The 26,155-nt window shown below is 74.1% G+C and carries 26 protein-coding genes and 1 riboswitch; of the genes, 7 read left to right on the forward strand and 19 right to left on the reverse strand.

The window, feature by feature from the left end; all coding sequences use genetic code 11:
- Nucleotides 1-86 precede the first annotated feature (86 nt).
- Nucleotides 87-2,189: a bifunctional glycosyltransferase 87/phosphatase PAP2 family protein gene (locus ACZ4V6_RS03170; protein WP_467822013.1), complete on the forward strand. Its 2,103-nt coding sequence runs from the start codon at nucleotides 87-89 to the stop codon at nucleotides 2,187-2,189.
- On the opposite strand, the gene ACZ4V6_RS03175 is transcribed toward ACZ4V6_RS03170, so the two are convergent.
- From ACZ4V6_RS03175 to ACZ4V6_RS03185, 3 genes are all read right to left on the reverse strand, one after another.
- Entirely contained in the window at nucleotides 2,143-3,780 is a 1,638-nt protein-coding gene (locus tag ACZ4V6_RS03175) for a hypothetical protein (protein ID WP_467822014.1), read from the reverse strand. The two genes, ACZ4V6_RS03170 and ACZ4V6_RS03175, sit on opposite strands and share 47 nt — an antisense overlap.
- 98 nt (nucleotides 3,781-3,878) lie before the next feature.
- Nucleotides 3,879-4,139 (reverse strand): DUF397 domain-containing protein, encoded by a 261-nt coding sequence (locus ACZ4V6_RS03180; RefSeq protein WP_467822015.1) that lies wholly within the window; start codon nucleotides 4,137-4,139, stop codon nucleotides 3,879-3,881.
- Nucleotides 4,114-4,962: a helix-turn-helix domain-containing protein gene (locus tag ACZ4V6_RS03185; protein WP_467822016.1), complete on the reverse strand. Its 849-nt coding sequence runs from the start codon at nucleotides 4,960-4,962 to the stop codon at nucleotides 4,114-4,116. The genes ACZ4V6_RS03180 and ACZ4V6_RS03185 overlap by 26 nt, the downstream gene beginning before the upstream one ends.
- Nucleotides 4,963-5,054: 92 nt before the next feature.
- On the opposite strand from ACZ4V6_RS03185, the gene ACZ4V6_RS03190 reads away from it, so the two are divergent.
- A complete protein-coding gene (locus tag ACZ4V6_RS03190; RefSeq protein WP_467822017.1) occupies nucleotides 5,055-5,510 on the forward strand; it encodes an ATP-binding protein in 456 nt (151 codons plus the stop codon).
- Here the strand turns inward: ACZ4V6_RS03190 and ACZ4V6_RS03195 are convergent, their stop codons facing one another.
- The 3 genes from ACZ4V6_RS03195 to ACZ4V6_RS03205 form a co-directional block, all read right to left on the reverse strand.
- Nucleotides 5,511-6,647 (reverse strand): hypothetical protein, encoded by a 1,137-nt coding sequence (locus ACZ4V6_RS03195; RefSeq protein ID WP_467822018.1) that lies wholly within the window; start codon nucleotides 6,645-6,647, stop codon nucleotides 5,511-5,513.
- 137 nt (nucleotides 6,648-6,784) lie between these two features.
- Nucleotides 6,785-7,507, reverse strand: coding sequence for an isochorismatase family protein (locus tag ACZ4V6_RS03200; protein WP_467822019.1), 723 nt, complete (start codon nucleotides 7,505-7,507; stop codon nucleotides 6,785-6,787).
- Nucleotides 7,507-8,097, reverse strand: coding sequence for an isochorismatase family protein (locus ACZ4V6_RS03205; protein WP_467822020.1), 591 nt, complete (start codon nucleotides 8,095-8,097; stop codon nucleotides 7,507-7,509). The genes ACZ4V6_RS03200 and ACZ4V6_RS03205 overlap by 1 nt, the downstream gene beginning before the upstream one ends.
- A 146-nt stretch (nucleotides 8,098-8,243) precedes the next feature.
- On the opposite strand from ACZ4V6_RS03205, the gene ACZ4V6_RS03210 reads away from it, so the two are divergent.
- Entirely contained in the window at nucleotides 8,244-9,245 is a 1,002-nt protein-coding gene (locus tag ACZ4V6_RS03210) for a GlxA family transcriptional regulator (protein WP_467822021.1), read from the forward strand.
- A gap of 87 nt (nucleotides 9,246-9,332) precedes the next feature.
- Here ACZ4V6_RS03210 and ACZ4V6_RS03215 read toward each other — a convergent pair whose 3' ends face one another.
- The 6 genes from ACZ4V6_RS03215 to ACZ4V6_RS03240 all read right to left on the reverse strand — a co-directional run bounded on the left by ACZ4V6_RS03215 (nucleotide 9,333) and on the right by ACZ4V6_RS03240 (nucleotide 15,746).
- Entirely contained in the window at nucleotides 9,333-9,746 is a 414-nt protein-coding gene (locus ACZ4V6_RS03215; RefSeq protein ID WP_467822022.1) for an aggregation-promoting factor C-terminal-like domain-containing protein, read from the reverse strand.
- A gap of 254 nt (nucleotides 9,747-10,000) precedes the next feature.
- Entirely contained in the window at nucleotides 10,001-10,807 is an 807-nt protein-coding gene (locus ACZ4V6_RS03220) for an ECF transporter S component (RefSeq protein WP_467822233.1), read from the reverse strand.
- A gap of 104 nt (nucleotides 10,808-10,911) precedes the next feature.
- Entirely contained in the window at nucleotides 10,912-12,588 is a 1,677-nt protein-coding gene (locus ACZ4V6_RS03225) for an ABC transporter ATP-binding protein (protein ID WP_467822023.1), read from the reverse strand.
- Nucleotides 12,585-13,724, reverse strand: coding sequence for a CbiQ family ECF transporter T component (locus ACZ4V6_RS03230; protein WP_467822024.1), 1,140 nt, complete (start codon nucleotides 13,722-13,724; stop codon nucleotides 12,585-12,587). The genes ACZ4V6_RS03225 and ACZ4V6_RS03230 overlap by 4 nt, the downstream gene beginning before the upstream one ends.
- Before the next feature lie 106 nt (nucleotides 13,725-13,830).
- Nucleotides 13,831-14,490: an SCO2322 family protein gene (locus tag ACZ4V6_RS03235; protein WP_467822025.1), complete on the reverse strand. Its 660-nt coding sequence runs from the start codon at nucleotides 14,488-14,490 to the stop codon at nucleotides 13,831-13,833.
- Complete coding sequence (locus tag ACZ4V6_RS03240; protein WP_467822026.1) at nucleotides 14,487-15,746, reverse strand: prenyltransferase/squalene oxidase repeat-containing protein; 1,260 nt, start codon at nucleotides 15,744-15,746, stop codon at nucleotides 14,487-14,489. The genes ACZ4V6_RS03235 and ACZ4V6_RS03240 overlap by 4 nt, the downstream gene beginning before the upstream one ends.
- 133 nt (nucleotides 15,747-15,879) lie before the next feature.
- A riboswitch (cobalamin riboswitch) is annotated at nucleotides 15,880-15,985 on the reverse strand.
- Between the two features lie 78 nt (nucleotides 15,986-16,063).
- Between ACZ4V6_RS03240 and ACZ4V6_RS03245 the strand changes: the two genes are divergently transcribed.
- Nucleotides 16,064-16,735, forward strand: coding sequence for a phosphotransferase (locus tag ACZ4V6_RS03245; RefSeq protein WP_467822027.1), 672 nt, complete (start codon nucleotides 16,064-16,066; stop codon nucleotides 16,733-16,735).
- Nucleotides 16,736-16,745: 10 nt separating this feature from the next.
- Here ACZ4V6_RS03245 and ACZ4V6_RS03250 read toward each other — a convergent pair whose 3' ends face one another.
- A complete protein-coding gene (locus tag ACZ4V6_RS03250; protein WP_467822234.1) occupies nucleotides 16,746-17,402 on the reverse strand; it encodes a TetR family transcriptional regulator in 657 nt (218 codons plus the stop codon).
- A 210-nt stretch (nucleotides 17,403-17,612) separates the two neighbouring features.
- Between ACZ4V6_RS03250 and ACZ4V6_RS03255 the strand changes: the two genes are divergently transcribed.
- From ACZ4V6_RS03255 to ACZ4V6_RS03265, 3 genes are read left to right on the forward strand one after another with little or no spacing between them, the layout of a single operon-like run.
- On the forward strand, nucleotides 17,613-18,998 hold the full coding sequence (locus ACZ4V6_RS03255; protein ID WP_467822028.1) for a glycosyltransferase family 4 protein: 1,386 nt from the start codon (nucleotides 17,613-17,615) through the stop codon (nucleotides 18,996-18,998).
- Nucleotides 18,992-19,726 carry a class I SAM-dependent methyltransferase gene (locus tag ACZ4V6_RS03260; RefSeq protein WP_467822029.1) on the forward strand — a complete coding sequence of 245 codons (735 nt, stop codon included), beginning with the start codon at nucleotides 18,992-18,994 and terminating at the stop codon, nucleotides 19,724-19,726. Before ACZ4V6_RS03255 ends, ACZ4V6_RS03260 begins: the two co-directional genes overlap by 7 nt.
- The gene (locus ACZ4V6_RS03265; RefSeq protein ID WP_467822030.1) at nucleotides 19,723-20,811 is read left to right on the forward strand and encodes a prenyltransferase; all 1,089 of its coding nucleotides are present in this window, start codon (nucleotides 19,723-19,725) and stop codon (nucleotides 20,809-20,811) included. The genes ACZ4V6_RS03260 and ACZ4V6_RS03265 overlap by 4 nt, the downstream gene beginning before the upstream one ends.
- Nucleotides 20,812-20,827: 16 nt before the next feature.
- Here ACZ4V6_RS03265 and ACZ4V6_RS03270 read toward each other — a convergent pair whose 3' ends face one another.
- From ACZ4V6_RS03270 to ACZ4V6_RS03295, 6 genes are all read right to left on the reverse strand, one after another.
- The gene (locus tag ACZ4V6_RS03270) at nucleotides 20,828-21,115 is read right to left on the reverse strand and encodes a hypothetical protein (RefSeq protein ID WP_467822031.1); all 288 of its coding nucleotides are present in this window, start codon (nucleotides 21,113-21,115) and stop codon (nucleotides 20,828-20,830) included.
- A gap of 121 nt (nucleotides 21,116-21,236) precedes the next feature.
- Nucleotides 21,237-22,049 (reverse strand): hypothetical protein, encoded by an 813-nt coding sequence (locus ACZ4V6_RS03275; protein WP_467822033.1) that lies wholly within the window; start codon nucleotides 22,047-22,049, stop codon nucleotides 21,237-21,239.
- 157 nt (nucleotides 22,050-22,206) lie between these two features.
- Nucleotides 22,207-23,199, reverse strand: a complete 993-nt coding sequence (locus ACZ4V6_RS03280) for an N-acetylmuramoyl-L-alanine amidase (RefSeq protein WP_467822035.1) — start codon at nucleotides 23,197-23,199, stop codon at nucleotides 22,207-22,209.
- Between the two features lie 102 nt (nucleotides 23,200-23,301).
- Entirely contained in the window at nucleotides 23,302-23,565 is a 264-nt protein-coding gene (locus tag ACZ4V6_RS03285; RefSeq protein ID WP_403518028.1) for a hypothetical protein, read from the reverse strand.
- Nucleotides 23,566-23,602: 37 nt separating this feature from the next.
- Nucleotides 23,603-24,253 (reverse strand): class I SAM-dependent methyltransferase, encoded by a 651-nt coding sequence (locus ACZ4V6_RS03290; RefSeq protein WP_467822037.1) that lies wholly within the window; start codon nucleotides 24,251-24,253, stop codon nucleotides 23,603-23,605.
- A 97-nt stretch (nucleotides 24,254-24,350) separates the two neighbouring features.
- Nucleotides 24,351-26,090: an MFS transporter gene (locus tag ACZ4V6_RS03295; protein ID WP_467822038.1), complete on the reverse strand. Its 1,740-nt coding sequence runs from the start codon at nucleotides 26,088-26,090 to the stop codon at nucleotides 24,351-24,353.
- Nucleotides 26,091-26,155: the final 65 nt, after the last annotated feature.

Consider the following 26,155-nt stretch of genomic DNA (forward strand, 5'->3'; position numbering starts at 1 on the left):
GGGCGGTGCGAGCCTCATAGGGTTCGCATGGACGAAGCACCGCGCACACGGGCGCGCGGACGAGCGGGGCGGGAGGCCGACGGGGCGTGGCGAATGCGGAGCACAGTGGGCGACCGGCGGAGGCTTTCGGAGCCCCGGCCGTCGACGCGACCAGGGCACGGTTGCGTGCGGTGCGGCTGGGACTGTGGCTGGTCGCCGCCGTCCTCGCCGTACGCCAGCTCGCCTCCGTCATCGGCACCCCGCGCGGGGAGCGGCTGACGGACCTGGAGACCTGGGTCGGGGAGCACGGGGTGCTGCACGTGGAGGGGTCGCTGTACGACTCCACGCGGTTCACCGGCACCCCCTTCGTCGGCCTCGTCCTCAAACCGTTCACGAAGGCCGCCGAGCAGGCCCTCGGCTGGGGCTGGACCTTCGGCTCGCTGCTGCTGGTCGTGGCCCTCGGCCTGGTCGCCGCCCGCGCCCTGCCCCGGCCGGTCGGCCGCCGCACGGCGCTGCTGGCCGCGCCCGTCGCCGTCAGCCTGCTGATGCTGTCGCTGCCGGTGCGCAACGCGCTGTGGCTCGGCCAGACCAGCATCCTCCCCGTCCTGCTCGTCCTGCTGGGCTGCTTCGCCGTCCGCGGCGAGCACGGCGAACGCGCCGGCGGCGCGCTGATCGGCGTCGCCGCCGCCTTCCAGCCGACCGTGCTCCTGTTCGTGCCCCTGCTGTGGTTCACCGACCGCAGACGGGCCGCCGTCTCCACGGCCGCCGCCTTCGCCGCCTGCACGGCCGTCGCCTGGGCGGCGATGGCGCAGGACTCCTACACCTACTGGGTGCACCACCTGGCGGGCGTCGGTCTCGGCGGCGCCGCGGACGACCTCGCCAACCAGTCCCTGCACGGCGCCCTGCTGCGGCTCGGCCTCTCCGGCCCCCTGGAGATCGCCCTCTTCCTCGCCCTCGGCGCCGCCGTCGCGGTCCTCGCCCTGCGCCGCGCCGTGCGCTACGCCCGCGACGGACAGCTCCTGCTCGCCGTCGCCGTCACCGGCTGCGCGGCGGTCGCCGTCTCGCCGACCACCTGGCAGCACCAGCTGCTGTGGGTGCTGCTCGCCGTCGTCGGCCGGGTCGGCAAGCGCGCCTCCGACCGGTACGTGTGGCCGGTCGCCGTCGTCCTGGTGATGACGCTGCCCGCCAAGATGATGCTGCCGAACATGGCGGCCCTGTTCCCGCTGCGCGACAACCTCGTCCTGCTGGCGGCGCTGGCCGCCGCCATCGCCGTGCCGTTCCTGCCCCGCACCTCGCCGTACTACGGCTCGCCGGTCCCGACGAGCTACGCGCCGCCGGTCCCCACCCGCTTCCGGCACGTCCCCCTCCTGCCCTTCCTGCGCCGGGTCCTCACCCGCCCCAACCTCCTGCTGGAACTCCTCCTCATCCGCGTCACCTACGCCGCCTACTCCCAGGTCCGGCTCGCGGCGACCGGCGGCAGCAACTCGGCCGGCCGGGAGCGGGCGGAGGAGCACGGCCGCCAGATCCTCGACCTCGAACGCCTCCTGCACATCGACATCGAGCACACGATCAACCACGCGGTGGTGAAGGTCGGCTGGCTGCGGGACTTCTTCGACTTCTACTACACGTCGTTCCACTTCGTCGTCCCGCTGACCGTGCTCGGCGTCCTGTACTGGCGCCGCCCGGTGGACTACCGCTGGGCCCGCGCCTCCCTCGGCTTCGCCACCCTGCTGGCCCTGGTCGGCTTCTGGCTGTACCCGCTGGCCCCGCCGCGCCTGATGCCGGGGCTCGGGATCATCGACACGGTGCACGGCGTGCAGGACTTCTCCAAGCCGGACTACGGCACGCTCACCCACCTCACCAACCAGTACGCGGCGATGCCCTCGCTGCACTTCGGCTGGTCGCTGTGGTGCGGGGTGGCGATCGCGATCATCGCCCCGAAGGCGTGGATGAAGGCCCTCGGCCTGCTCCACCCGCTGTTCACGGTCTCGGCGATCGTGGCGACCGGCAACCACTGGGTGCTGGACGCGGTGGGCGGCGCCCTCGTGGTGGGCGGCGGCTTCGGGCTGACGTACCTGTTCCAGGGGCCGCGCGCCCGGACGGTCACGACGGTGGCGCGGGAGCGGGTCCCGGCCCCCGGCCCCCGGCCCGTGGCCGACGAGGTCAGCAGCGGTCCGGCGTCGTCGGCGAAGGAAGGTACGCCGAGCTGAGCCGGTACTCGCCCGCCGCCGGGACGGTCAGCCGCGTGAACTCGCCGTCCCGGCTCAGGCACCCGCCGTCGGTCCGCAGCCACGGCGACCACGCGATCCTCACGGTGACCGGGCCCGGCCGGTCCGCGCGCAGCACCAGCTCGGTGCCGGTGGTCGTCACGACGGTGCCGGGCGCGGAGACGAGCGGCACGGCGTCCCGCACCCGGAACACCCGCCAGTGCTCGTCCTGCCAGACCGGCTCCAGCCACCCGGGCCGCGACTCCGGGTCCCGCACGAGCGCCGCCTCGGCCTCGGCGGGGCCGTCCGGCTTGGCGAGCGGCAGGACGACGAGGCCGACGGCCCAGCGGTCCAGCCACGCCCGGTAGGCGGCCGCGGAAAAACCGCCGTCGTAGAAGAGCCGGCCGCGCTCCACATCGAGCTGCCGGTTCCAGCCGCGGGCCATGTTGACGTGCGGGGCCAGCCGGGCGGCCTCGCGGTGGTTGCGGGCGGGCACGACCTCGACCCGGGTGCGGTCGGCCCCGAGCCCCTCCAGCGCCCGCACGACGCCGTCCGTCTCGGCGGCCCAGGCGGGCACCGCGGTCGACACCTTCAGGTCGTCGGCGGTCTTCTTCCCCACCCACCCGACGGAGCAGACGAGCGCGACGGCCAGCAGGACGCTCGTGAAGCGCCGCGTCCGGGGCAGGGTGAGCAGGGCGGCGAGCAGTGCGGCGGGCGCGAACAGCTCGGCGAGCCGCTCGACGTTCGTCCCGATCGGCGAGGCGATCAGATACGTCAGCACGACCCCGACCGCGTACACGGCCCCGCCCCACCGCGCCACCCGCCAGGTGCGCGGCGCCAGCACGGTGACGGCGAGCCCGAGCACGGCCGGCTGCCAGATCCGCCCCGCCGGCATCGGCTGCTCCCCGGTGAAGGGGAAGAACAGCGTGGTCAGCCCGACGACGGCGGCGGGCGGCACGAGCAGGACCAGGGCCCGCCCCCAGTCCCGCACCATCAGGAACCCGGCCCCGACGACGGCCACGAACAACCCGGCCACCGGGGAGGCCATGGTGGCGAGCGCGGCGTAGGCGGCGGCGAGGGCGAGCCGCCGCTCGCGGACCAGCGGCACGCACGCGGCCAGCCCGAAGGCGACGCCCAGGGCGAAGGTGGTCCGCCCCGAGGCGACGTTGCACCACAGGGCGAGCGCGGCCAGCAGCGCCGGCCACAGCGGCCGGCGCACCCCCGCCCGCCTGATCAGGACCGCCGCCAGCCACGTGGCGGCCAGCCCGGACACCACGGTGACCGTGCGCACGCCGAACGCGGCCATCAGGTACGGCGATATCAGGCTGTAGTTGGCGGTGTGCATCCCGCCGTACCAGAACAGCCCGTACGCCGACCCGCCGTGCCGCGCCGCGAAGTCCGCCCACGCCTGCTGCGCGGCGAGGTCGCCGCCGCCGGTGGCGAGGAAAGCCCACCAGATCCCGTACAGGGGCAGGGTGGGCAGCGTGGCGAGCAGGGGGACGCCGTGCCGGTGCCAGAAGGCGCGCGGCGCGGCGTCCGGGCGTCTGTCCGACCGCTGGTCGGGCCGGGAGACGGTGAGATCGGCAGGGACCACGGTCGGGGTTTCCGTTCGGCTTCGTCAGGCGTGCCCGGTGTGGACACACGTGCGAAGACGATAAATCGAACGGAAACGTTGACCCGACCCGCCCCGGGTCAAGCGGCCGGTGCGGAGGCCCAGTCGAGGAAGGCGGCGAAGGCGGCGGGGGCCAGGGTGAGGACCGGTCCCGCCGGGGCCTTGGAGTCGCGGACGGCGACGGCGGCGGGCAGTTCGGCGATCTCGACGCACTCGCCGCCCTGGTCGCTGCTGTAGCTGGACTTACGCCACGCGAGCCGGCCGAGCGGCGCGCACTCGACGCACTCGCCGCCCTGGTCGCCGCTGTAGCTGGACTTACGCCACTGGGTCTTTTCCGGCATCGCCTTGCTCTCCATAGCGTTCCTCCATCACGCGCCGGATCAACTCCGCCGAGTCCTTGAGGGAGAGTGCGGCGGCCCGCAGATGATCGTAACGGAGCGAACAGTCCCTGACCGTGTCCGGATTCGCGGTCGGATGCGCGCTGCCATACCCCTCGGTGTAGACGATGGTCGGGTCTGCGGTGAAGCGGAAGAGTGTGAACGAGCCGGTGAGTCCAGCGTGCGCTCCCGCCGAGAATGGCAACACCTGCACGTTGATCCGGGGATTGCTCTCGAACGACAACAGACGGGCCAGTTGACCGCGCATCGTCCCCCGGTCGCTGATCTCCTGGTACAGGGCCGCTTCGCTGATCACCAGCCACAGAACCGGCGGTTCGGCCTTCTCGAAGATGCGCTGGCGAGCGAGTCGCACGGCGGTGCGGACGTCCAGGTCGGTCTCGTCCAGCGCCCCGAGCACACCCCGGACGTAAGCACCGGTCTGGAGCAGTCCGTGCACCATGTGCGTCTGGAAAGCGCAGATTTCGACCGCTCGCGTCTCCAACTCGGCCACCTGTTGGAACCAGCCCGGCAACTGACTGCGCATCACCAGCGTGACCAGCCGGGACAGCAACCCGCCCGTGCCCAGCGCCGCGTCCACCCGCTCGCTGAACTCCGGCGTCGGCAGTTTCCGGGCGGTCTCGATCTGGCCGACCAGGGAGCCGGTGTAGTTGACGATGTCGCCGAGCTGCCGTTGGGTCAGTCCGGCCGCCTCGCGGTACCGGCGCAGCTCGAAGCCGTAGTAGTCGAGCGGTGAGGCACCCGGGTCGAGGATGCTGACGTGGGTCACGCAGAGGCCCCTCTCGCGCAACTCGGCCCACTGCGGGACCGGTTGTATTCGTCCGGTAGCCCACGGTAGTCGTCCGACGTCAGACTCGTGCCGTGAACGATTACTTTCCCTCGGTCCTCGTGGGCCACTGTCCGGATCAGTACCGGATGAGCTTCACCGCCGGCGCGCACTCGGCCCGGCACGTCCGGCGGATCGTCCGCTCCTACCTGGCCGAGTGGGGGCTCGCCGGCCTCGCCGACGCGGTGGAGCTGGGGGTGACGGAGCTGCTGGCCAACGTCGTGCGCCATGTCCCGGACCGCCGGTGCACGCTGCTGTTGCTGCGGCGGGAGGACGGGGACGGGGTCCGGGTGGAGGTGGCGGACGGCAGCCCGTGCCTCCCGCGCCTGGCCGACGAGGTGCCCGACGACGCCGAGGGCGGGCGAGGGCTGGTGCTGCTGGACGCGGTGGCCGACAAGTGGGGTGTCGGGGCGGGTCCTGGGCGCGGCAAGACGGTGTGGTTCGAGTGCGAGGGGGCACCCCCCGCCACGGGAGCGGGGGATGCCCGGTGATCACACCGCTGCGGTGTGCCCGGTGATCGGGCAGGTGCCGGCCGCCGCCGCCGTCCCGAAGGCGGCGGTCCTGGCGGTGGGCGCCGTTCCGCCGATCTGCTGGAGGATCTCGTCGGAGAGCAGGTCCTCCTTGCCCTTGAGGGCGTCGGCGACCTTGAGGTCGGTGTTGAAGACCATTTCGGCGGCGACGTTGTCCTGGACGATGCGGGCCAGGTTGTCCAGGGCGACGGCGATCGGGTCCGAGGGGGTCTCCACGGTCGGCAGGTCGATCAGGTGGGTGTCCACCTTCGCCTGGTTCATGGTGCGGCGGATGATGATGGACGCCTGGTTCAGCTCGGCCGTGGTCCAGATCGACAGCACCGTGACGTAGAGGTCGCTCCACGCCTTCTCGCCGATCAGCGTGCGCCACCGCTTCATGAGGCTCTCGATGCCGGTGATCTGCGCGGTGGCGGCGAAGGTCATGTTGACGCGGATGGACGGGTAGACCGTGGCGGCGAACCGGTTGAACGACACCATGTCGAACGCCTGGGCCTTGACGGACGCGTCGATGAACTTGACGGCCTCGCTGAGGATCTTGTCGCAGGAGTTCTCGAGGTCGAGCGGGAGGTTCGCGGTGCCGAGCTTGGTGTACGCCGTCTGGAGCGTGGTCCTGAAGGCGTTCAGCGGGGTGATCCAGCCCTTGTCTCCGGGCGCCTTGGTGACGACCATGTCGAGGTCGTGCGGGTCGATGCGCTCGGAGTTGGGGATGTTGGGGACCTGGTCGCTGAGGTAGGAGGCGAGGATCGAGAAGAGGCCCAGGGGAACGTGGGCGATCGACTTGGCCAGTTCGAAGTACTCCGGAACCGGGTCGACGGTCTCGATCTGCTTGCCGCCGTTGATGAGGGTGAAGCGTCCGCCGACCGCGTTGTTCGAGACGACGACGACCGGGCTGAGCTGGGTGGTCAGTTCGCTCTTGAGCGTCGCGTAGTTGGCGCGCATCTTCGCGTTGACGGCGCGTATCGCGTCGCGTGCCGCCTTCTCGTCGGTCGCGGCGGTGCCCGTGGTGGCCGCCGAGGCGGTGGAGGCGGTCTGGTTCACGAGTAACGCCGCCGCCCCGACGGCCGACGCGGTGCCCAGAAATCCTCTACGTGTTGCCATGCCCCGTTTTCCTGCTTTCTCGGGTGGGTGGAAGCGCCTTGTGGCGTGTGGGGGGGGAACAACGTGGGGGGAAATTCAGGGTGGGGGGACCTCGGAATGAGGCGATCGTGGGGTGGGGGTGGGAGGGAACCGCAGGGTCAGGTCAGGGACTTCTGCGACGGGACCACGACTCCGTAGAGGTCCTGGACCGTGGCGAGGGCGGCCTCGTGGACCTGCTGCGCGGGAATGCCGTTCGGGTTGCCCTTTAGGGGCAGCGGCCGGGTCGCGGAGGCGTCGGCCACCACGGTCGGCTTGTTGCCGTTGAGGAAGGCGCCCTGGGTGGTGAACAGCGTGCACATGTTGGTCATGAAGCCCGCGATGATGACGTTCTCGCGGCCGGCCTTCTTCACCTGCGCGGCGAGGTCGGTGCCGTGGAAGCCGTTCGGGACGCTCTTGACGACGACGGGCTCGCCCTTGACCGGCTTCACCGCCGGGATGATCTGGCCCGCCTTCGACTTCAGGTCGTAGCCCTTGTCGACGATGTGGATGACCGGCGTGCCCGCCGCGCGGGCCCGCTTCAGGAGGGCCGCGGCGTTGTCCACCGCAGGCTTCCACCCGTCGAGCTCCATCACGCCCTCGGTGTAGGTGTTCTGGTAGTCGACGAGGATGAGCGTCGCGTCGGAGAGCGTGGCCGGGGTCTCGTCCAGGCCGTTGAGCTCGCGCAGCGTCGTGGTGTCCTTCGCGACGTTCGCCGCGGTGGTGGCGGAGGCCGAGGGCTCGCCCTTGGGGGAGGCGGCCTCGGACTCGCCGCCGCAGGCGGTGGCGGTGACCGCGAGGACGACGGCGGCGCCGAGCGCGACGGCCGGGCGGAGCAGCTTCATCAGACGATCTCCTTCTGCGACTCGACGACGACCCCGTACAGGTCGGCGATGGTGGCGAGGGCGCCGTAGTGCACCTGGCGGGCGTCCACCTCGGTGCCCGCGACCGGCAGGGCGCGGGTGGCGCTGGCGTCGGCCACCACGGTGGGGCGGTTGCCGCGCAGGAAGGCGCCCTGGGCGGTGAAGGCCACGCACATGTGCGTCATGAAGCCGGCGATGACGACGTCCTCGTTGCCCGCGGCGTCGACGTGCTCGTCGAGGTCCGTGCCCACGAAGGCGTTCGGCACCTTCTTGACGACCACGGGCTCGCCGTCGACCGGCGCGACGCTCGGGTGGATCTGCCCGATCTCGGCGCGGATGTCGTACGGGGTGCCCTCGCCGCCGTCGTTGACGACGTGGACGACCTTCGCGCCCGCCGCGCGGGCCCGGGCCAGCAGCTCGGCCGCGGCGTCCAGCGCCTCGCGCCAGCCGTCCAGCTCCATGACGCCGGTCGTGTAGGTGTTCTGGTAGTCGACGAGGATCAGCGTGGACCCGGCGAGCTTCGCCGGGGTCTCGTCGAAGCCGTTGAGCTCGCGCAGCGTCGTTCTGGGCATGAGGAACCACCTGGATTCGCGTGGAGGGAGAGGCAGTTCACCGGTGCGGTGACCTGCGCCTAAGACGCTATGGCCACCGGCCCGTGTCGGCAATGTCATCTAACATGCAGATACCGACATGGCAGTTGCCGAGCGTGGGGGGTCCCTTGAGCACCGTCGGACGGCTGATCGTCATCGTCCTCTTCCAGGACGTCGACCTGCTCGACGTCACCGGACCGCCGGAGGTGTTCTCCCTCGCGCGCCGCGAGACGGACGAGGCGGCGGGCTACGACGTCGTCCTCGCCGCCGAGACCATGGACCCGGTCACCACCGGCGCCGGGGTCCGGATCCTGCCCGACACCACCTTCGGTGAGCTGGCCACGAAGAGCATCGACACCCTGATCGTGCCCGGCGCCGTCGAGGTGGACGACCAGCGCCGCGTGCACCCGCTCACCGACCCCGCCGTGGTGGAGCGGGTCCGGCAGCTCGCCGCCCGCACCCGGCGGGTCACCTCCGTCTGCGTCGGGGCGCACATCCTCGCCGCCGCCGGGCTCCTCGACGGCAAGCGCGCCACCACCCACTGGTCGACCGCGCAGCAGCTCGCCGCCGAGCACCCGGCCGTCGAGGTCGACGCCGACCCGATCTTCATCCGCGAGGGCGACGTGTGGACGGGCGCGGGGATCAGCGCCTGCCTCGACCTGTCCCTCGCGCTCATCGCCGACGACCTCGGCGAGGCCGTCGCGCTGCGCGTGGCCCGGCAGCTCGTGATGTACCTGAAACGGCCGAGCGGACAGAGCCAGTTCAGCGTCCCCCTGGAGCAGGTCTCCGCGACCCGGCGCATCGAGGACCTGCGCCACCACATCATGCGCCACATCGCCGAGCCCCTCACGGTCGCGGACCTCGCCGCGTGCGCCCACGTCAGCGACCGCCAGCTCACCCGGATCTTCAAGAACGAACTCGGCACGACCCCGCACGCCTACATCGAGTCGGCCCGCGTCGAGGTGGCGCGCCACCAGCTCGAATCCACCGACGCCACCCTGGAGCGGATCGCCACCGCCTGCGGATTCGGCACCGTCGACACCCTGGTCAGGGCCTTCCGCCGCCGCCTGGACACGACCCCGACCGAGTACCGGCGCCGGTTCCGCACCGGACCGGCGCGGGCACGCTGACGCCGGCCCGGGGCCGGCGTCCGGACGCACGAAGGCGGCGGCCCCGGGGATCGGGGGGCCGCCGCCTCCGGTATGGGAGAGCCGGTATCAGTACCAGCTGTTGGCCTGCCAGAAGTTCCAGGCGTCGCAGGCGCCGCCGTAGCGGTCCTTCATGTAGTCCAGGCCCCACTTGATCTGGGTGGCCGGGTTGGTCCTCCAGTCGGAGCCCGCCGAGGCCATCTTCGAGCCCGGCAGGGCCTGCACCAGGCCGTAGGCGCCGCTGGAGGCGTTGGTGGCGCTGACGTTCCAGCCGCTCTCGTGCTCGACGATCTTCGAGAAGCACCGGTACTCGGCCGAGTCACCGATCACCTTCTTCGCGGTCGCCCGGGCCGAGGAGGCCGGCGTCGCGGCCTGGGCGGGCCCGGCGGCGATCAGGGAGCCGCAGGCGGCCGCGGCCAGGGCGGCGCCCGCGAGGGCCTTCTTCGGGGCGGCGACGGAGCGGAGGAGGGAGACGGCGGTCAACGGGGTGCCTTTCTTCGGGGACAGGGGCGTCGGCGCAGCCCGGCCGGTCCGCGCGGTGCGCGGCGGGGGCGTGCGTCGGCGCCGTGGCCCGTGAAGGGCATCGGCGCCTGGCGACCGGTTCAGGGAAACAGGCGGGCTCCTCGCCCGCAATCATCCCTTTTGCTAAGGATGGCCGTAGGTGGGGGCGGGAGCGGTCGTGCGAGGGCCGGGTGCCCGGCCCGTCGGCTACGACCCCGCTTCGTAGGTGAACCGGGTCACGTGGGGCGCCTCACCCCGTCGGCCTCCTCGAACGTGACCGGGGCCTCGAAGGCCGCCCGGCGGGTGGCGCGGCGCAGCGCCTTCAGGACCGGCGTGCCGAGCGCGAGGGTGAGCACGACCGTCATGGCGGCGCGGCCGCCGTCCCAGCCGAGGGACGTGGCCAGGCAGTAGGCGACGAAGCGGGCCAGGTTGTCGGGGAGCGGGGCGTCCGGGTCGAAGGCGATGCCCGAGGCGAGCGTGTTCATGAAGGTCCAGCCCGCGAGGTTCATCACCGTGCCGTAGGCGAACGCGGCCAGGAAGCCGTAGGCGGCCAGCAGGAGCAGCTCCCCGCGGCCGCGCAGCCGGTCGGGGAGGGGCAGCAGGCCCGCGCCCATCGTGAACCAGCCCATCGACAGCATCTGGAACGGCATCCACGGCCCCACCCCGCCCGTGAGCAGCGCGGACGCGAACATCGTGACCGAGCCGAGGACGAAGCCGAAGCCGGGTCCCAGGACCCGGCCGCTGAGGACCATCAGGAAGAACATCGGCTCCAGACCGGCCGTCCCCGCGCCGATGGGGCGCAGCGCCGCGCCCGCCGCCGCCAGCACGCCGAGCATCGCCACGGCCTTGGGGCCGAGGCCCGACTCCGAGATCGTCGCCGCCACCACCGCCACCAGCAGCACCAGCACGCCCGCGAACAGCCACGGGGCGTCCTGGGCGTGGGCGTTCACCGAGGCGTCCGGCGGGGCGAGGAAGGGCCAGCCGAAGCCCGCCACGCCCACCGCGCTGACCAGGACCAGGGCGGCGACGGAGCGGGGTCCCAGGCGGACGGCACGGGCCTGGCGCTGCGGGGCGGCGGGCCCGTCCGCGGAGGGTCCGCCGGAGGCGGGCTTCCGGGCGCCGGGGCCGGCGGCCCGGGTCGTGCCGCTCACGACAGGGCCTCCCGCACCTGCGTCACCGTCAGCCACTTCTGCGGCGCCAGGACCTTCGCGGCCTGCGGGGCGAAGGACGGGGACGCCACCACCACGTCCGCCGCCGGGCCGTCGGCGATCACCTCGCCCTCGGCGAGCAGCACGACCCGGTCGGCCAGCTCGGCGGCCAGTTCCACGTCGTGCGTGGCCAGCACGATCGCGTGACCGTCGGCCGCCAGCGACCGCAGGATGCCGGCCAGCCGGGCCTTCGCCGCGTAGTCCAGACCGCGCGTCGGCTCGTCCAGGAGGAGGAGGGGAGGGCGGGCGGTCAGGACCACGGACAGCGCGAGCGTCAGGCGCTGGCCCTCCGAGAGGTCGCGGGGGTGCGTGCCGTCGGCGACGCCGGGGAGCAGCTCCGCCAGCAGGGCGCGGCAGGTGCCGGGCGCCGCGTCCGCGTCCCGGTCGGCGGCCGCGCACTCGGCGGCGACCGTGTCGGCGTACAGCAGGTCGCGCGGCTCCTGCGGGACCAGGCCGACCCGGCGTACGAGCTCACGCGGCGCCGTGCGGTGCGGCACGGCGTCGCCGGCGCGGACCGCGCCGGCGGACGGTTCGACGAGGCCGACCAGCGCGGAGAGGAGGGTGGACTTTCCGGCGCCGTTGCGGCCCATGAGGGCGACCGTCTCGCCGGGGGAGACGGTGAGGTCCACGTCGCGCAGTGCCTGGACGCGGTCGCGCCGGACGGCGAGGGAACGGACCTCGGCGGCGTACGGGGAGGGGACGGCGTCCGGCGCCTTCCTGCGGCGGAGCCGGCGGGAGGCGGGCGCGGGGCGGGGCGCGGGGAGCGCGGAGGGCGAGGGGGCGCGCTCCGGAGGGCGCCGGCCGGCGAGCCGCTCCCGCAGCGGGGCCGCGCGGCGGCGGGCGTCCCGGATCGTCAGCGGCAGCGGGGACCAGCCCGCCAGCCGGCCCAGGTCCACCACCGGCGGGTACACCGGGGACACGGCCATCACCTTTGCCGGGGGGCCGATGACCGGTGCCGCGCCCGGGGACGGGAGCAGGACGACCTGGTCGGCGTACTGGATGACCCGTTCCAGGCGGTGCTCGGCCATCAGGACCGTCGTCCCGAGGTCGTGGACCAGGCGCTGGAGGACCGCCAGGACCTCTTCCGCGGCGGCGGGGTCCAGGGCGGACGTCGGCTCGTCCAGGACCAGGACGTCCGGGTGCGGGGTGAGGACCGAGCCGATGGCGACGCGCTGCTGCTGGCCGCCGGAGAGCGTGGCGATGGGGCGGGCACGCAGGCCGGACAGGCCCAGCAGGTCGAGGGTCTCCTCGACGCGGCGGCGCATCACGTCCGGGGCGAGCCCCAGGGACTCCATGCCGTAGGCGAGCTCGTCCTCGACGGTGTCCGTCACGAAGTGGGACAGCGGGTCCTGGCCGACCGTGCCGACCACGTCGGCGAGTTCGCGCGGCTTGTGGGTGCGGGTGTCGCGGCCGGCCACGGTGACCCGGCCGCGCAGGGTGCCGCCGGTGAAGTGCGGCACGAGGCCGCCGACCGCGCCGAGCACGGTCGACTTGCCGACGCCCGACGGCCCGGCCAGCAGGACGAGTTCGCCCTCGGGTACCTCGAAGTCCACGCCGCGGACGGTGGGTTCCGCCGCGCCGTCGTAGGTGACCGACACGTCCTCGAAGCGGATCACGACGGCTCCTTCACGGCGGTGGGGTCGGGGGAGGGGGTGACGAACGCCGGGAGCAGGCCGACGAGTACGGCCGCCGCCGGCCACAGCGGGAGCGACGGCGCGACCAGCGGGACCACGCCCGGGTGCAGCGCCGCCGGGTCGCGGACGGCGGCCACGGACAGCGAGGCCGCGACGGCCACGCCGGAGGCGGTGACCAGCCAGGCGCGGGCGTCCCAGCGGTCGGGACGGTAACGGGTGCGCGGGGTCCGGCGGCCGCCGAGCCACAACCCCGCGAGCGCGGCGGCCAGTCCGGCGAGGAGGACGGGGACGCCGTACGTGCCGCCGGCGGCGGTCAGCACGCCGTACGTCCCCGCGCAGACGCCGAGCAGGCCGCCGAGGGTGAGGGCGGCGGTGGTACGGCGTACGGCGGCGGGCACCCGGGCGGTGCGGCCGTAGCCGCGGGCGTCCATCGCGGCGGCGAGGGCGACGGAGCGCTCCAGGGCGCCCTCCAGCACCGGCAGTCCGACCTGGAGCAGGCCGCGTACGCCCTTGTCGGGACGGCCTCGCAGGCGCCGGGCGGCGCGGAGGCGGTGGACGTCGGCGATCAGGTTCGGGGCGAAGGTGAGGGCGACGACGACGGCCACGCCCATCTCGTACAGGGCGCCCGGCAGGGACTTGAGGAGGCGGGAGGGGTTGGCGAGGGCGTTCGCGGCGCCGACGCAGACGAGGAGGGCGGCGAGCTTCATCGCGTCGTACAGGGCGAAGGCGAGGCCCTCGGCGGTGACGCGGCCGCCGAGGCGGATGCCCTGCGCCCAGTGGGGGAGGGGGACCTCGGGGAGGGTGAGGAGGGTGTGGGTGCCGGGGATGGGGGAGCCGAGGACGGTGGTGAAGGCGAGGCGGACGAGGAGGACGGCGAGGGCGAGTCTGACGAAGGCGCCGTAGGAACGGGACCAGGGGGCGTGGGGGCGGCGGGCGACGACGACGTAGGCGGAGACGGCGACGAGGAGGGCGAGGAGGAGGGGGTTGGTGGTGCGGGTGGCGGCGGTGCCGAGGGCGAGCGCCCAGAGCCACCAGGCGCCGGGGTGTACGGACGCGGTGCGCCGGTGGCGGTGGGTGTGGACACGCGCCGGTGCCGACGGGGCGCCGCCCGCGCCCACCCTCCCCCGCTCCCGGCTTCGCCCGAGCGGGGGGACCCCCGTCGCCCCGGCGGCACGGCTGCCCGCGGGCCGGGACGGCCGGGTGGGCCGGGTGGGGTCGGCCGGGTCAGGAGCCGGCATTCCTGCGCCGCCTCGACTGCCAGGTCGCCGCGGCGGCCAGGGCCGCGACGACGGCCATGCCGGTGACGAGGCCGGTCGACGGGCCGCCGCCGTCGTCGTCCTGCGCGGGCTTCTGCGCCGGAGCCGCGCTCGTCGTCGGGTCCTGCCTCTGCGTCACCTGCTCCCCGCACCCCGTCCTCGGGTAGCCCGCGATGGCGCACAGCAGCGCGTTGGCGTCGTAGCGCAGGGGGCCGGCGGCCGCGGCCAGGGCGTCGGCCGTCGTCGCGTCGGGGGCGACGCGGGCGCAGGCCGTGCGCCCGGCGGGAGGGGTCTCGCCGGACGGGGCGTCGGCCGCCGTGCCGAAGTCCAGGACGAGCGCCACCCGCTTCTCGCCGTCCCGCGCGGGCGTCTTCGCGCAGATCGTCGCGAAGTCCGCCGTGCCGCGCGGCCGGGCCGCGTCGCCGGAGTCCTCGCTCACCGAGAAGCGGAAGCCCTGGACGTCGCCGTCGGAGGGGCGGGCCGTGGAGGGGCCCTGGGTGGCGTACGTCCAGTGGTCGCCGTCGCGGTCCCAGAAGGACCAGTAGCGGTAGCCGGTGGCCTGCGCCGGGCCCGCGCCCATGACGAGCACGAGCACGGCCGGCAGCAGCAGGGCGAGGCGGCGTATCACGGCTGCTGCTTCCGGTTGCGGCCGCTGAGGACGAAGCCGATGCCGATGCCGAAGACGAGGCAGACGCCGACGAACCACCAGACGCCGAAGGGGGAGCCGTCCTTCCCGTCCTTCTTCTCGTCCTTCGCCTCGTCCTTCTTCTCGTCCGAGCCGGTGGCGCGGTCCTTGACGCCCTGCGGCGCCGGCCCCGTGGCGTTGAGCTGTGCGACCAGGTCGGTGCCGCCGAAGGCGCGGGGGTCGGTGCCCGTGGCGTGGGCGGCGAGGACGAGCTGGGCGTAGGCGGCGGGACCGCTCTGCTTCGCCCAGGCCGCGGCGTTCTTCTCCAGCCAGGCCAGCGGCTTCGCGGCGCTGCCGGCCCCGCCCTGCGCGGCGAGCGCGACGACGGCGTCGGCGGTGTTGCCGTAGTCGGGCTGGGCCTCGGCGCCGGCGAGGGCGGACGTCAGGTGGCCGTCCTTCGCGACCGCCTGCGCGAGGTGGGCGGCGCCGTTCGCGGCGGCCTGCTCCCGCGTGGGCCGGTCCCCGCCGGCGCAGCCGGCGTCGCCGCCCGCCGCCTTGCCCGGCTCGGCGACCAGGCCCTTGCCGAGCGCGCCGAGGACGCCGGCGGCGGTCGCGTCGTCGTTGGCGAGGAGCTTGCCGTCCTTGTCGGGCTGGAAGGCGAAGGCGCCCGCGCCCTCGTCCTGCGAGCAGGGCAGGGCGAACGTCAGCAGGGCGTCGTAGGGCGACTTGCCGTCCTTCGTGACGGTCTCCGGCTTCGTGCCGGTGGCGGTCAGGGCGCCGATGACCACGGAGGTGGAGTTGGCGTCGCTGGGGCCGCCGGGGGTGTAGCCCCAGCCGCCGTCCTCGTTCTGCACGGACCTCAGCCAGGCGAGGGCGTCCTCGACGACGTCGCCGTGCCCGCCGACGGCCCACAGGGCCTGGACGGCGGCGGCCGTGCTGTTGGTGTCGACCGTGGTCTTGGCGTCGCAGGGCTTGCCGGTGTCGGCCCGGTAGGGCGCGAAGGCGCCGTTGTCGCACTGCTGCCCGGCGAGCCAGGTCACGGCCTGCGTGGACGGGACCACGCCCACGGTGTCCTGGGCGAGCAGGGCGAGCGACTGGCGCCAGACGCCGTCGTACTGGGGGTCGGCGGTGCCGTACAGCCCGGCGGGCGTGGACGCGGAGGCGGACGGTGACGGGTCGGCGGCGACCGCGGGCGCGGCGGCGGCGCCGAGCACGGCTATGGCGGCGAGAGCCGCGGCGCTGCGACGGCGGACGTTCATGATCGGCGGGTGCCTTTCCCTGCGCGGGGCCGGACAGCACGGGGCACCCCCGGCGGCTCGGCCCCGTGTGCCTCGACGGTGCCCGTGCACGGCGGGCGCCGGGCACGTGAGCCGGTCACGGTTCCGTCCGGGGCGATCCGGCTCACCGCCCGCGGATCTGCTCGGGGGACGGCTCACGGTTGCGGGTCAGCGCCGGAATTGCACCGGCTTCCCCCCGTACGGGCGTGATGACGACGCCGCCACTTTACCCGCCCGTAAGGAGGGCGGGCCGGGGGGCGGTCCTGAGGGCGGGACGGGCTGCCGGTACCTTCCGGGGCATGCCCCTGGGGAGACTGCTCGGCGCGGGACGCACGGCCGACGTGTACGAGATCGACGAGGCGTGGGTGCTGCGCCGCGACCGGGAGGGCGTCGGGGACGCCGTGTCCGAGGGCGCGGTGATGGAGCACGTGCGCGCGCACGGCTACCCGGCGCCCCGGGTGCGGCCCGGCGGGCCGGGGGCGCCCCGGACCGATCTGGTGCTGGAGCGGCTGTCCGGGCCGACCGCGCTGCGGGCGTGCCTGTCGGGCTCCCTGGCGCCCCGGGAGGCGGGGACCCTGCTCGCGGGGCTGCTGCGGCGGCTGCACGACGTCCCCGCCCGCCGCTCCGCCGTCCCCGGCGTCCGCGTCCTGCACCTGGACCTGCACCCGGACAACGTGATCCTCACGCCCGACGGGCCCCGCGTCATCGACTGGTCCAACGCCGAGGAGGGCGACCCGGGCCTGGACTGGGGCATGTCCGCGGTGATCCTCGCCCAGGTGGCCGCCGACGACGGGCCGATGGCCGGGCCCGCCGGGGAGATGCTGGCCGCGCTGCTCGCCGGTCCCTCCGGGATCACCCCCGACGGCCTCGCCGAGGCGCTGCGGCGGCGCGCGGCCAACCCGACCATGAGCCGGCGGGAGCGGGACGTCCTGCCCGCGGCCGAAGCCCTGGTCCGGGCCCACCTGGCCTGAACGGCCCGGTTCACCGGACCGGCGTGCCCCTCTCCCCGGCCTCCGTCAGGTCGATCAGGCGGCACGCCGTGTCGATGTCCGCCTTCACCTCGGCGATGGAGGCGCGGCCCGAGAGCCAGGTGATCAGGGTGGAGTGCCAGGTGTGCTCGATGACGCGGACCGCGGAGAGCTGCTCGGGGGTCGGATCGGCCAGGCCGCCCATCGCGTCCAGGATGATCGCCGTCGTCTGGCGGGAGACCTGGTCGACCTCCGGGGAGACGCTGCGGTCGGCGAAGGTGAGGGCGCGGGCCATCGCCTCGGCCAGTTGCGGTTCGCGCTGCAGGGCGCGGAAGGCCCGCATCAGGGTCTGGGCCACCCGCTCCGCCGCCGTCTCGCCCGCCGGCGGCTGCCTGCGCAGCGTCGCGTGCAGGTGCTCCAGCTGGTCCTGCATGGTCGCGACCAGCAGGTGCACCTTGGACGGGAAGTAGCGGTACAGCGTGCCGAGGGCGACCTGCGAGGACTCCGCGACCTCGCGCATCTGCACCGCGTCGAAACCGCCCCGGCCGGCCAGCCGGGCGCTCGCCTGGAGGATGCGGCGGCGACGCGCCTCCTGCCGTTCCGTCAGGGGCGGGCAGGACGCGGCGCGGCGCACGGGAGCGGCTGTCGTGCCCGCCACCGGACGGTCCACCTCGGTCACCTTCTTCCCCTTCCTCCCCCCGCCCGGCCCGGCGGGGGTCCCGGCGTGACCGCCGTCGTGGCGTGAATCACCTGATCCACCCGTCACAGCTCCTCTACCTGCCGGTAGATTCGGAGCCTCTGACGATCAAGTCTGAAACTTGTTCTAGATTAGCGTCCCGGCATAGTGTCGCGGGACGAAGCAGGGAGAGAGGGGCCCAGAGTGACCGCTGAGGCCAGTCAGGCGGGTCCCCGTCCGGAGCCCGCCGCCGACGGCTTGCGACCGCTCCGCATCGCACTCCTCACCTACAAGGGGAACCCGTTCTGCGGCGGCCAGGGCGTCTACGTCCGCCACCTCTCGCGGGAACTGGCCCGTCTCGGCCACCGGGTCGAGGTCATCGGCGCCCAGCCCTACCCCGTGCTGGACGAGGGCCTGGAGGACCGGCTCTCCCTCACCGAGCTGCCCAGCCTCGACCTGTACCGCCAGCCGGACCCCTTCCGCACCCCGAAGCGCGACGAGTACCGCGACTGGATCGACGCCCTCGAGGTCGCCACCATGTGGACCGGCGGCTTCCCCGAACCGCTGACGTTCTCCCTGCGCGCCCGCCGCCATCTGCGCGCCCGCCGCGGCGAGTTCGACGTCGTCCACGACAACCAGACCCTCGGCTACGGCCTCCTCGGCGACGTCGGCGCGCCCCTCGTCACCACGATCCACCACCCCATCACCGTGGACCGGCGGCTGGAGCTGGACGCCGCCGACAGCCGCAGGCGCCGGTACTCGGTGCGCCGCTGGTACGCGTTCACCCGCATGCAGAAGCGCGTCGCGCGCCGCCTGCCCACCGTGCTCACCGTCTCCGGCACCTCCCGCCAGGAGATCGTCGACCACCTCGGCGTACGGGACGAGCGCGTCCACGTCGTCCACATCGGCGCCGACACCGACCTGTTCTCGCCCGACCCGTCGGTGCCGCAGGTGCCCGGCCGGATCGTGACCACCTCCAGCGCGGACGTGCCGCTCAAGGGCCTGGTCTTCCTCGTCGAGGCGCTGGCAAAGGTCCGCACCGAGCAGCCCGACGCCCACCTCGTCGTCGTCGGCAAGCGGCCCGCCGAGGGGCCCGTCGCCCAGGCGATCGAGCGGTACGGCCTCGACGGCGCCGTCGAGTTCGTCAAGGGCATCTCGGACGCCGAACTCGTCGACCTGGTCCGCTCGGCCGAGGTCGCCTGCGTGCCGTCCCTGTACGAGGGCTTCTCGCTGCCCGCCGCCGAGGCCATGGCGACCGGCACCGCGCTGCTCGCCACGACCGGCGGGGCCGTCCCGGAGGTCGCCGGACGCGACGGCGAGACCTGCCTCGCCGTGCCGCCGGGCGACGCGGGCGCGCTGGCCGCCGGACTGAAGCGGCTGCTCGGCGACCCGGAGCTGCGGGCCCGGCTCGGCGCGGCCGGACGCGAACGCGTGCTGCGGCACTTCACCTGGGCCCGCGCCGCCGAGGGCACGGTCGCCCGCTACCGCGAGGCCGTCGGCCCCTCCTCCCCGACCACCCCGGGGATCGTGACCGCGACCCCGGCCACCAGTGACACCGGCGTCTACCCCGAAAGCAGGGCCACGTGCTGACCGTCGACTTCTCCCGGTTCCCGCTCGCCCCCGGCGACCGCGTCCTGGACCTCGGCTGCGGCGCCGGCCGGCACGCGTTCGAGTGCTACCGGCGCGGCGCCCAGGTCGTGGCGCTGGACCAGAACGGCGAGGAGATCCGCGAGGTCGCCAAGTGGTTCGCCGCGATGAAGGAGGCCGGAGAGGCGCCGGCCGGCGCCACCGCCACCGCCATGGAGGGCGACGCGCTGGCCCTGCCCTTCCCGGACGAGTCCTTCGACGTCGTCATCATCTCCGAGGTGATGGAGCACATCCCCGACGACAAGGGCGTCCTCGCCGAGATGGTCCGCGTCCTCAGGCCCGGCGGCCGCATCGCCATCACCGTGCCGCGCTACGGCCCCGAGAAGGTCTGCTGGGCGCTGTCCGACGCCTACCACGAGGTCGAGGGCGGCCACATCCGCATCTACAAGGCGGACGAACTCCTCGCGCGCATCCGCGAGGCGGGCCTGAAGCCCTACGGCACCCACCACGCGCACGCCCTGCACTCGCCGTACTGGTGGCTGAAGTGCGCCTTCGGCGTCGACAACGACAAGGCGCTGCCCGTGCGGGCGTACCACAAGCTGCTGGTCTGGGACATCATGAAGAAGCCGCTGGCGACCCGGGTCGCCGAGCAGGCCCTCAACCCGCTGATCGGCAAGAGCTTCGTGGCCTACGCGACCAAGCCGCACCTGGCGCCGGTGGACGCCGCGTGACGCCGCCCAGCAGCCCCCGCACCCCCCGCACGGAACACCTCGTCCTGCCCGGCGTCCTCACCGAGGAGCAGGCCGCGGCCACCGTCCGCGGCATCCTCGCCGTGCAGCGCGAGGACGGCGCCATCCCCTGGTTCCGCGGCCACCACCTCGACCCCTGGGACCACGTCGAGGCGGCGATGGCCCTCGACGCGGCCGGCGAGCACGACGCCGCCGAGCGGGCGTACGCGTGGCTGGCCCGGCACCAGAACCAGGACGGCTCCTGGTACGCCGCCTACGCCGACGGCGACTTCGCCGACGTCACCGACCGCGGCCGGGAGACCAACTTCGTCGCCTACGTCTGCGTGGGCGTCTGGCACCACTACCTCGCCACCGGCGACGACACGTTCCTGGACCGGATGTGGCCGGTCGTCGTCGCCGCGACCGAGTTCGTGCTGCTCCTCCAGCAGCCCGGCGGGCAGATCGGCTGGCGGCGCGACGACGACGGCACCCCGGTCAAGGACGCGCTGCTGACCGGCAGTTCCTCCATCCACCACGCGCTGCGCTGCGCCCTCGCCATCGCCGAGCAGCGCGAGGAGACGCAGCCCGACTGGGAGCTGGCGGTGGGCGCGCTGCGGCACGCCGTCCGGCGCCACCCGGAGCGGTTCCTCGACAAGGGCCGCTACTCGATGGACTGGTACTACCCGGTGCTGGGCGGCGCGCTGACCGGCACCGAGGCCCGGTCGCGCATCGAGGAGAGCTGGGACCGCTTCGTCGTCCCCGGCCTCGGCGTGCGCTGCGTCGTGCCCAACCCGTGGGTGACGGGCGGCGAGTCGGCCGAACTGGCCCTCGCGCTGTGGGCGGTGGGCGAGTCCGACCGCGCCCTGGAGATCCTCCAGTCCATCCAGCACCTGCGGGACGCCGACAGCGGCCTGTACTGGACGGGGTACGTCTTCGACGACCGGGTCGTCTGGCCGCGCGAACTGACCACCTGGACGGCCGGCTCCCTGCTGCTCGCCGTCGCCGCGCTCGGCGGCCACGAGGCGACCTGCCAGGTCTTCTCGGGCGACCGGCTGCCCAGGGGCCTCGACCCGGACTGCTGCGTCTGACCGGGGCGCCGGGCGGTCAGCGGTGGCCGAGCCGGTTGGCGATGGCGTGGCCGACGAAGAGGTAGACCACGGCCGCCAGGCCGTACCCGGCCACGACGCGCGCCCAGGCCTCGTCGAAGGTGAACAGGTCACGCGACCAGCCGGCCAGCACGTCGGCCGCGTCATGGACGAACCGCACCAGGTCGTTGGCCCGGTTGGCGTCCAACAGGTACATCACTATCCACAGGCCGAGGATGAAGGCCATGACGTCCGCGACGATCGCGACGGCCCGTCCCGCGGAGCTGGAACCGTGGTATCTAGACATGCCTTGCGTATGGCCCCGCGGGCCCGGCGGAAACCTGCGGACGGGCGGGCAGGAGACGGCCCCCCGGCCGGAACCGCGTCCGGACGGGGGGCCGTTGGGGCGTTCGGCGACCGCGAGGGGGTCAGCCGCGCTGGATGCCCGAGGTGTCCTGCAGGACGCCGCGACGGCCGTCCTGCGTCTGGGCGACGAGATTCGCGCCGCGCTGCTCGACGGCCAGGTACCAGGTGCCCGGCGCCAGTTCGGCGATCGGCGTCGGCGAGCCGTCCTCCGCGAACAGCGGACGCGGCACCGGCACGGCGAACCAGAACGGCGAGAAGTCCCCGGCCGGCTGCGCCTGCTGCGGCTGCGCGGCCTGCGGCTGCGGCTGGCCGCCGAACGACGGCTGGCCGGGCTGACCCGGCTGCGCGCCGTACGGCTGCTGCGGCGCACCCGCGCCCGGGTAGCCGTAACCGCCCTGCGGCTGGCCCCCGTAGGGCTGCGGCGCGGCCGGGCGGGGAGCCGGGACGAGCGCGCCCTTGAGGGCGGGGACGAGGGGGGTGGCGAGGGCGGCGGCGGCCAGCACCAGGGCGGCGATCAGACCGAGGATGAGGCCGGAACCGGCGTCGATGCCCGAGCCGAGCTGGTCGAACGGACCGGCCGGGTCGATGATCGTCCAGAACGCGGTCCAGGCGGAGAAGACGGCCAGCGCGACGCCGAGCTGACCGAGCTCCAGGCCGACGACCTTGCGCGGCTGGGGAAGAGCACGGGCGAGGACGATCAGCACCGCCCCGATGATGCCGCCGACGTACATGCTCATCACCAGGCCCAGGTTGTCCCAGGCGTTGGGGATGTCACTGCCTTCGCCGTCGTACGTGGCGAGGAACGACGCGATGAACAGCAACACCGCTGCTCCGATCACCACGCCGTCGCCTCGAGTGAGGGAGCGGATATTCACTTCAGGTCCTTCGTAGGTCGTCTCGTCGTCGGTAGAGGCGTCGCTGTCACCATGTCGCCGTCGGGCCCTGATGGGAAGCGCGGGGGTGACCCCTCATCGTACGGACGACACTATCGTCCGCACACGGGGCTGTCCGCAGGGATCCGGGCGGCGACCGCTACCCGCGCAGGAAACTCACGATTCCCTCGGACATCCCCTGTGCCGCCTTCTGCCGCCAGCCGCCGCTGGTCAGCAACGCCACGTCCTCGCCGTCGCGCATGTTGCCGCACTCGATGAACACCTTGGGAACCGTTGACAGATTGAGACCGCCCAGGTCCGTGCGCGTGACCAGGCCGGTGCCGCCGCCGAGGTAGTTGGCGGGCGCGGTGCCCGTGACGCGGACGAAGTTGCCCGCGATGCGCCGGCCGAGCTCGGCGGAGGGGGCGACGATGGCGCGGGTGTCGGCGGCGCCCTCGTGCACCGCGCCCGGCAGGATGACGTGGAAGCCGCGGTCGCCGGCCCCCGCGCCGTCGGCGTGGATGGAGATCGCGGCGTCCGCACGCGCCTCGTTGCCGATCCGGGCCCGCTCGTCCACGCAGGGCCCGTAGGGGCGGTCGTCGTCCTGCGTCAGCTTCACCGTGGCGCCCTGCTCCTCCAGGAGCGCGCGCAGCCGGCGGGCCACGTCGAGGGTGAACTCGGCCTCGGGCCAGCCCGCGTCGGTGGACGTGCCCGTCGTGTCGCACTCCTTGCGGTTCGTTCCGATGTCCACCGGGCGGTTGATCTCGGACGGGTGCCGGAAGTTGCCCGGGTTGTGCCCGGGGTCGATGACGACGACCTTGCCCTGCAGCGGCCCCGTTCCGGCGGCGGGCGCGGACGTCCGCGGACCGCGGGAGGCGGAGGCGGAGGGCGTGCCGTCCGCGGACGGGGAGGACGTGCCGGCGGGTGTCCCGGCGTCCTCGGTCCGGGAGGCGGAACCGCCGGCGGACGACGCCGGCGCACCGGCCGCCCGGTCCGCACCGCCGCCCCCGCCGTCCGGGCCGCCGACCGCGGCGTACACCCCCCACCCGAGCAGCGCGCCGAGGACGAGCGCGGCGACCGCCACGGTCAGCGGGCGGCGCAGGGGGGAACGGCGGGGCTGGGGAGGATCGAAGTCCGGGCCTGTGTACGACACGTCAGCCACCTTAGAGGCCGCGGGCGTGCCCCGCAGGGCCCCCACCGCGCTCGCCCCCGCCCCCGCCGACGGGCCGGACCGGGGCGGCGGCCGGGCGACCGGTCAGTCGTCCCCGGACTGCTGCTCGTGCCGGTAGGTGCCGCGCGCCAGCTCCTGCAGCAGCTCGTGCTCGGTCTTGCCCGTCACGCGGGCCATGGTGCGCAGCAACTGGGCGCAGAGCGCCGCCGCGCCGTCCATCAGGGCCTCCGTCGCCAGCGGGTCCTCACGGCGCCGCTCGGCGACGTACTCGGCCAGCAGGTCGTCCCCGGAGACGTAGGCGGTCATGAACTCGATACCGGTGCGGACGCGGTCGTAGTCACTGCTCATGGCCGAACGATCGCACACGGACGCGTCCGGGGCGCCCTCAGACTCCCCTGCCCGTCCGCCGCAGCACGCGCAGCGAGTCGGTCGCCGAGACCTCGGTGAACGCGCCGGACGCGAGGGCCCGGAGGTAGACGCGGTACGGGGCCTGGCCGGTGAACTCGTCGGCCGGGTCCGGGAAGACGTCGTGGATGACCAGCAGACCGCCGTCGGCCACGTGCGGGGCCCAGCCCTCGTAGTCGGCGTTGGCGTGCTCGTCGGTGTGGCCGCCGTCGACGAAGACCAGGCCGAGGGGGGAGTTCCAGAGGGCCGCGACCTGGGGCGAGCGGCCGACGAGGGCCACCACGTGCTCCTCCAGGCCGGCCCGGTGCAGGGTGCGGCGGAAGGCGGGGAGCGTGTCCATCACGCCGAGTTCGGCGTCGACCGTCTCCGGGTCGTGGTAGTCCCAGCCCGGCTGCTGCTCCTCGCTGCCCCGGTGGTGGTCGACGGTGAGCGCGGTGACCCCGGCCCGGCGGGCCGCGTCGGCGATCAGGAGGGTGGAGCGCCCGCAGTACGTGCCGACCTCCAGGAGCGGCAGTCCGAGCCCGCCCGCCTCGGCCGCCGCCGCGTACAGCGCCAGTCCCTCGTGCGCGGGCATGAACCCCTTCGCGGCGTCGAAGGCGGCCAGGATCTCCGGCGTGGGTGCCGCGGGCATGGGGTTCCTCCCGGTCGTACGTGCGTGCAGGCGCCCATGCTGCCGCACCCCCCGCCGCGCGGTGCGACAGGGGGTGCGGACGGGCGGGCGGCGCGGGTCAGGCGGAGACGGTGTCGCCCGGCAGGGACAGGTCCAGGTCGACCGGGCGCTCGTCGCCCCCGTGGGTCGCCGCGTGGGCGAGCGGACCGTGGCCCGCGGCGCGGGCGGCCAGCACGTACGGCCCCTCGGCGGGCACGGCGAGCGTGTAGCTGCCGTCCCCGGCGGTCAGGGTCGCGCCCGCCTGGCGGCCGTGGCGGTCGATCAGCGTGACCTTGGCGCGGGCGACGGGCGCGCCGTCGGCGGCCAGCACCCGGCCGCGGAAGCCCCGCAGCGCCTCCTCGGCGCGGGCCAGGTTCGCGTCCTCCTCGCTGCTCGCGCGCAGCTGCGTGGTGGCCGCCGGGCGCCTGCGGGGCAGGAAGAAGGCCAGCACGAGGCCGGCCGCGACCGCGACGGTCGCGATCAGGAAGGAGACCCGGAAGCCGTGCATGGTCGGGACCGCCACGCCCCCGACGGTGGTCGAGGTGTTGGCGAGCACCATGCCGATGACGGCGCTCGACACCGACGTGCCGATGGACCGCATCAGGGTGTTGAGACCGTTGGCCGCGCCCGTCTCCGAGGCCGGGACGGCGCCCACGATCAGCGCCGGCAGCGACGAGTAGGCGAGGCCGATGCCGGCGCCGAGCAGCACCGAGGTGACGACGGTCTGCCAGGCGGCGCTCATCAGGCCGAGGCCGCCGCCGTAGCCGACGGCGATGACCAGCAGGCCGATGATCAGGGTGGTGCGCGGGCCGTAGCGGGCCGACAGCCGGGCGTACACCGGCGCGGTGAACATCATCGTCAGGCCCAGCGGGGCCACGCACAGGCCCGCGACGACCATCGACCGGCCGAGGCCGTAGCCGGTGGCGGAGGGCAGCTGGAGGAGCTGGGGCAGGACCAGGGAGACGACGTAGAAGGCGACGCCCACCATGATCGAGGCGAGGTTGGTGAGGAGCACCTCGCGGCGGGCCGTGGTGCGCAGGTCGACCAGCGGGGCCGCGACGCGCAGCTCCATCAGGCCCCACAGCAGCAGGACGACGACGGCGGCGGCGAACAGGCCGAGCGTGGTGGCCGACCCCCAGCCCCAGTCGCTGCCCTTGGTGACCGGCAGCAGGAGGAGGACCAGGCCGGCGGAGAGGCCGAGCGCGCCGGGCAGGTCGAAGGAGCCCTTCGCGCGCAGCGGGGACTCCGGTACGACGAGGAGGGCCAGGGCGATGGAGAGGACGCCGAGGCCGGCGGCGCCGTAGAACAGGGCGTGCCAGTCCGTGTGCTGGGCGACCAGTGCGGCGGCGGGCAGCGCGAGACCGCCGCCGACGCCGATCGAGGAGCTCATGAGGGCCATCGCCGAGCCGAGCCGCTCGCGCGGCAGCATGTCGCGCATGAGGCCGATGCCGAGGGGTATCGCGCCCATCGCGAAGCCCTGGAGCGTACGGCCGACGATCATGGGCAGCAGGGCGTCGGTGACGGCGCTGACCAGCGCGCCGGCCACCATCACGGCCAGGCTGACGATCAGCATGCGCCGCTTGCCGTACAGGTCGCCGAGGCGGCCCATGATCGGCGTGGCGACGGCTCCGGACAGGAGCGTGGAGGTCAGGACCCAGGTGGCGTTGCTGGGTGTGGTGTCCAGGAGTCGGGGAAGATCCTTGATGACCGGGACGAGCAGGGTCTGCATCACCGCGACGACGATGCCCGCGAAGGCGAGCACCGGGACGGTGGCCCCGCTCACTGGCCGGGCGGGCTCGTCGGTCGTCGTCTGGGACATTGAGTGGGGCCTCCGGGCCGGGTTCGGCGAACGCGTCGTTCTGCTTGATGTGTGCAGGCTGAACC

It is taken from the genome of Streptomyces sp. NPDC029152, assembly GCF_055564355.1.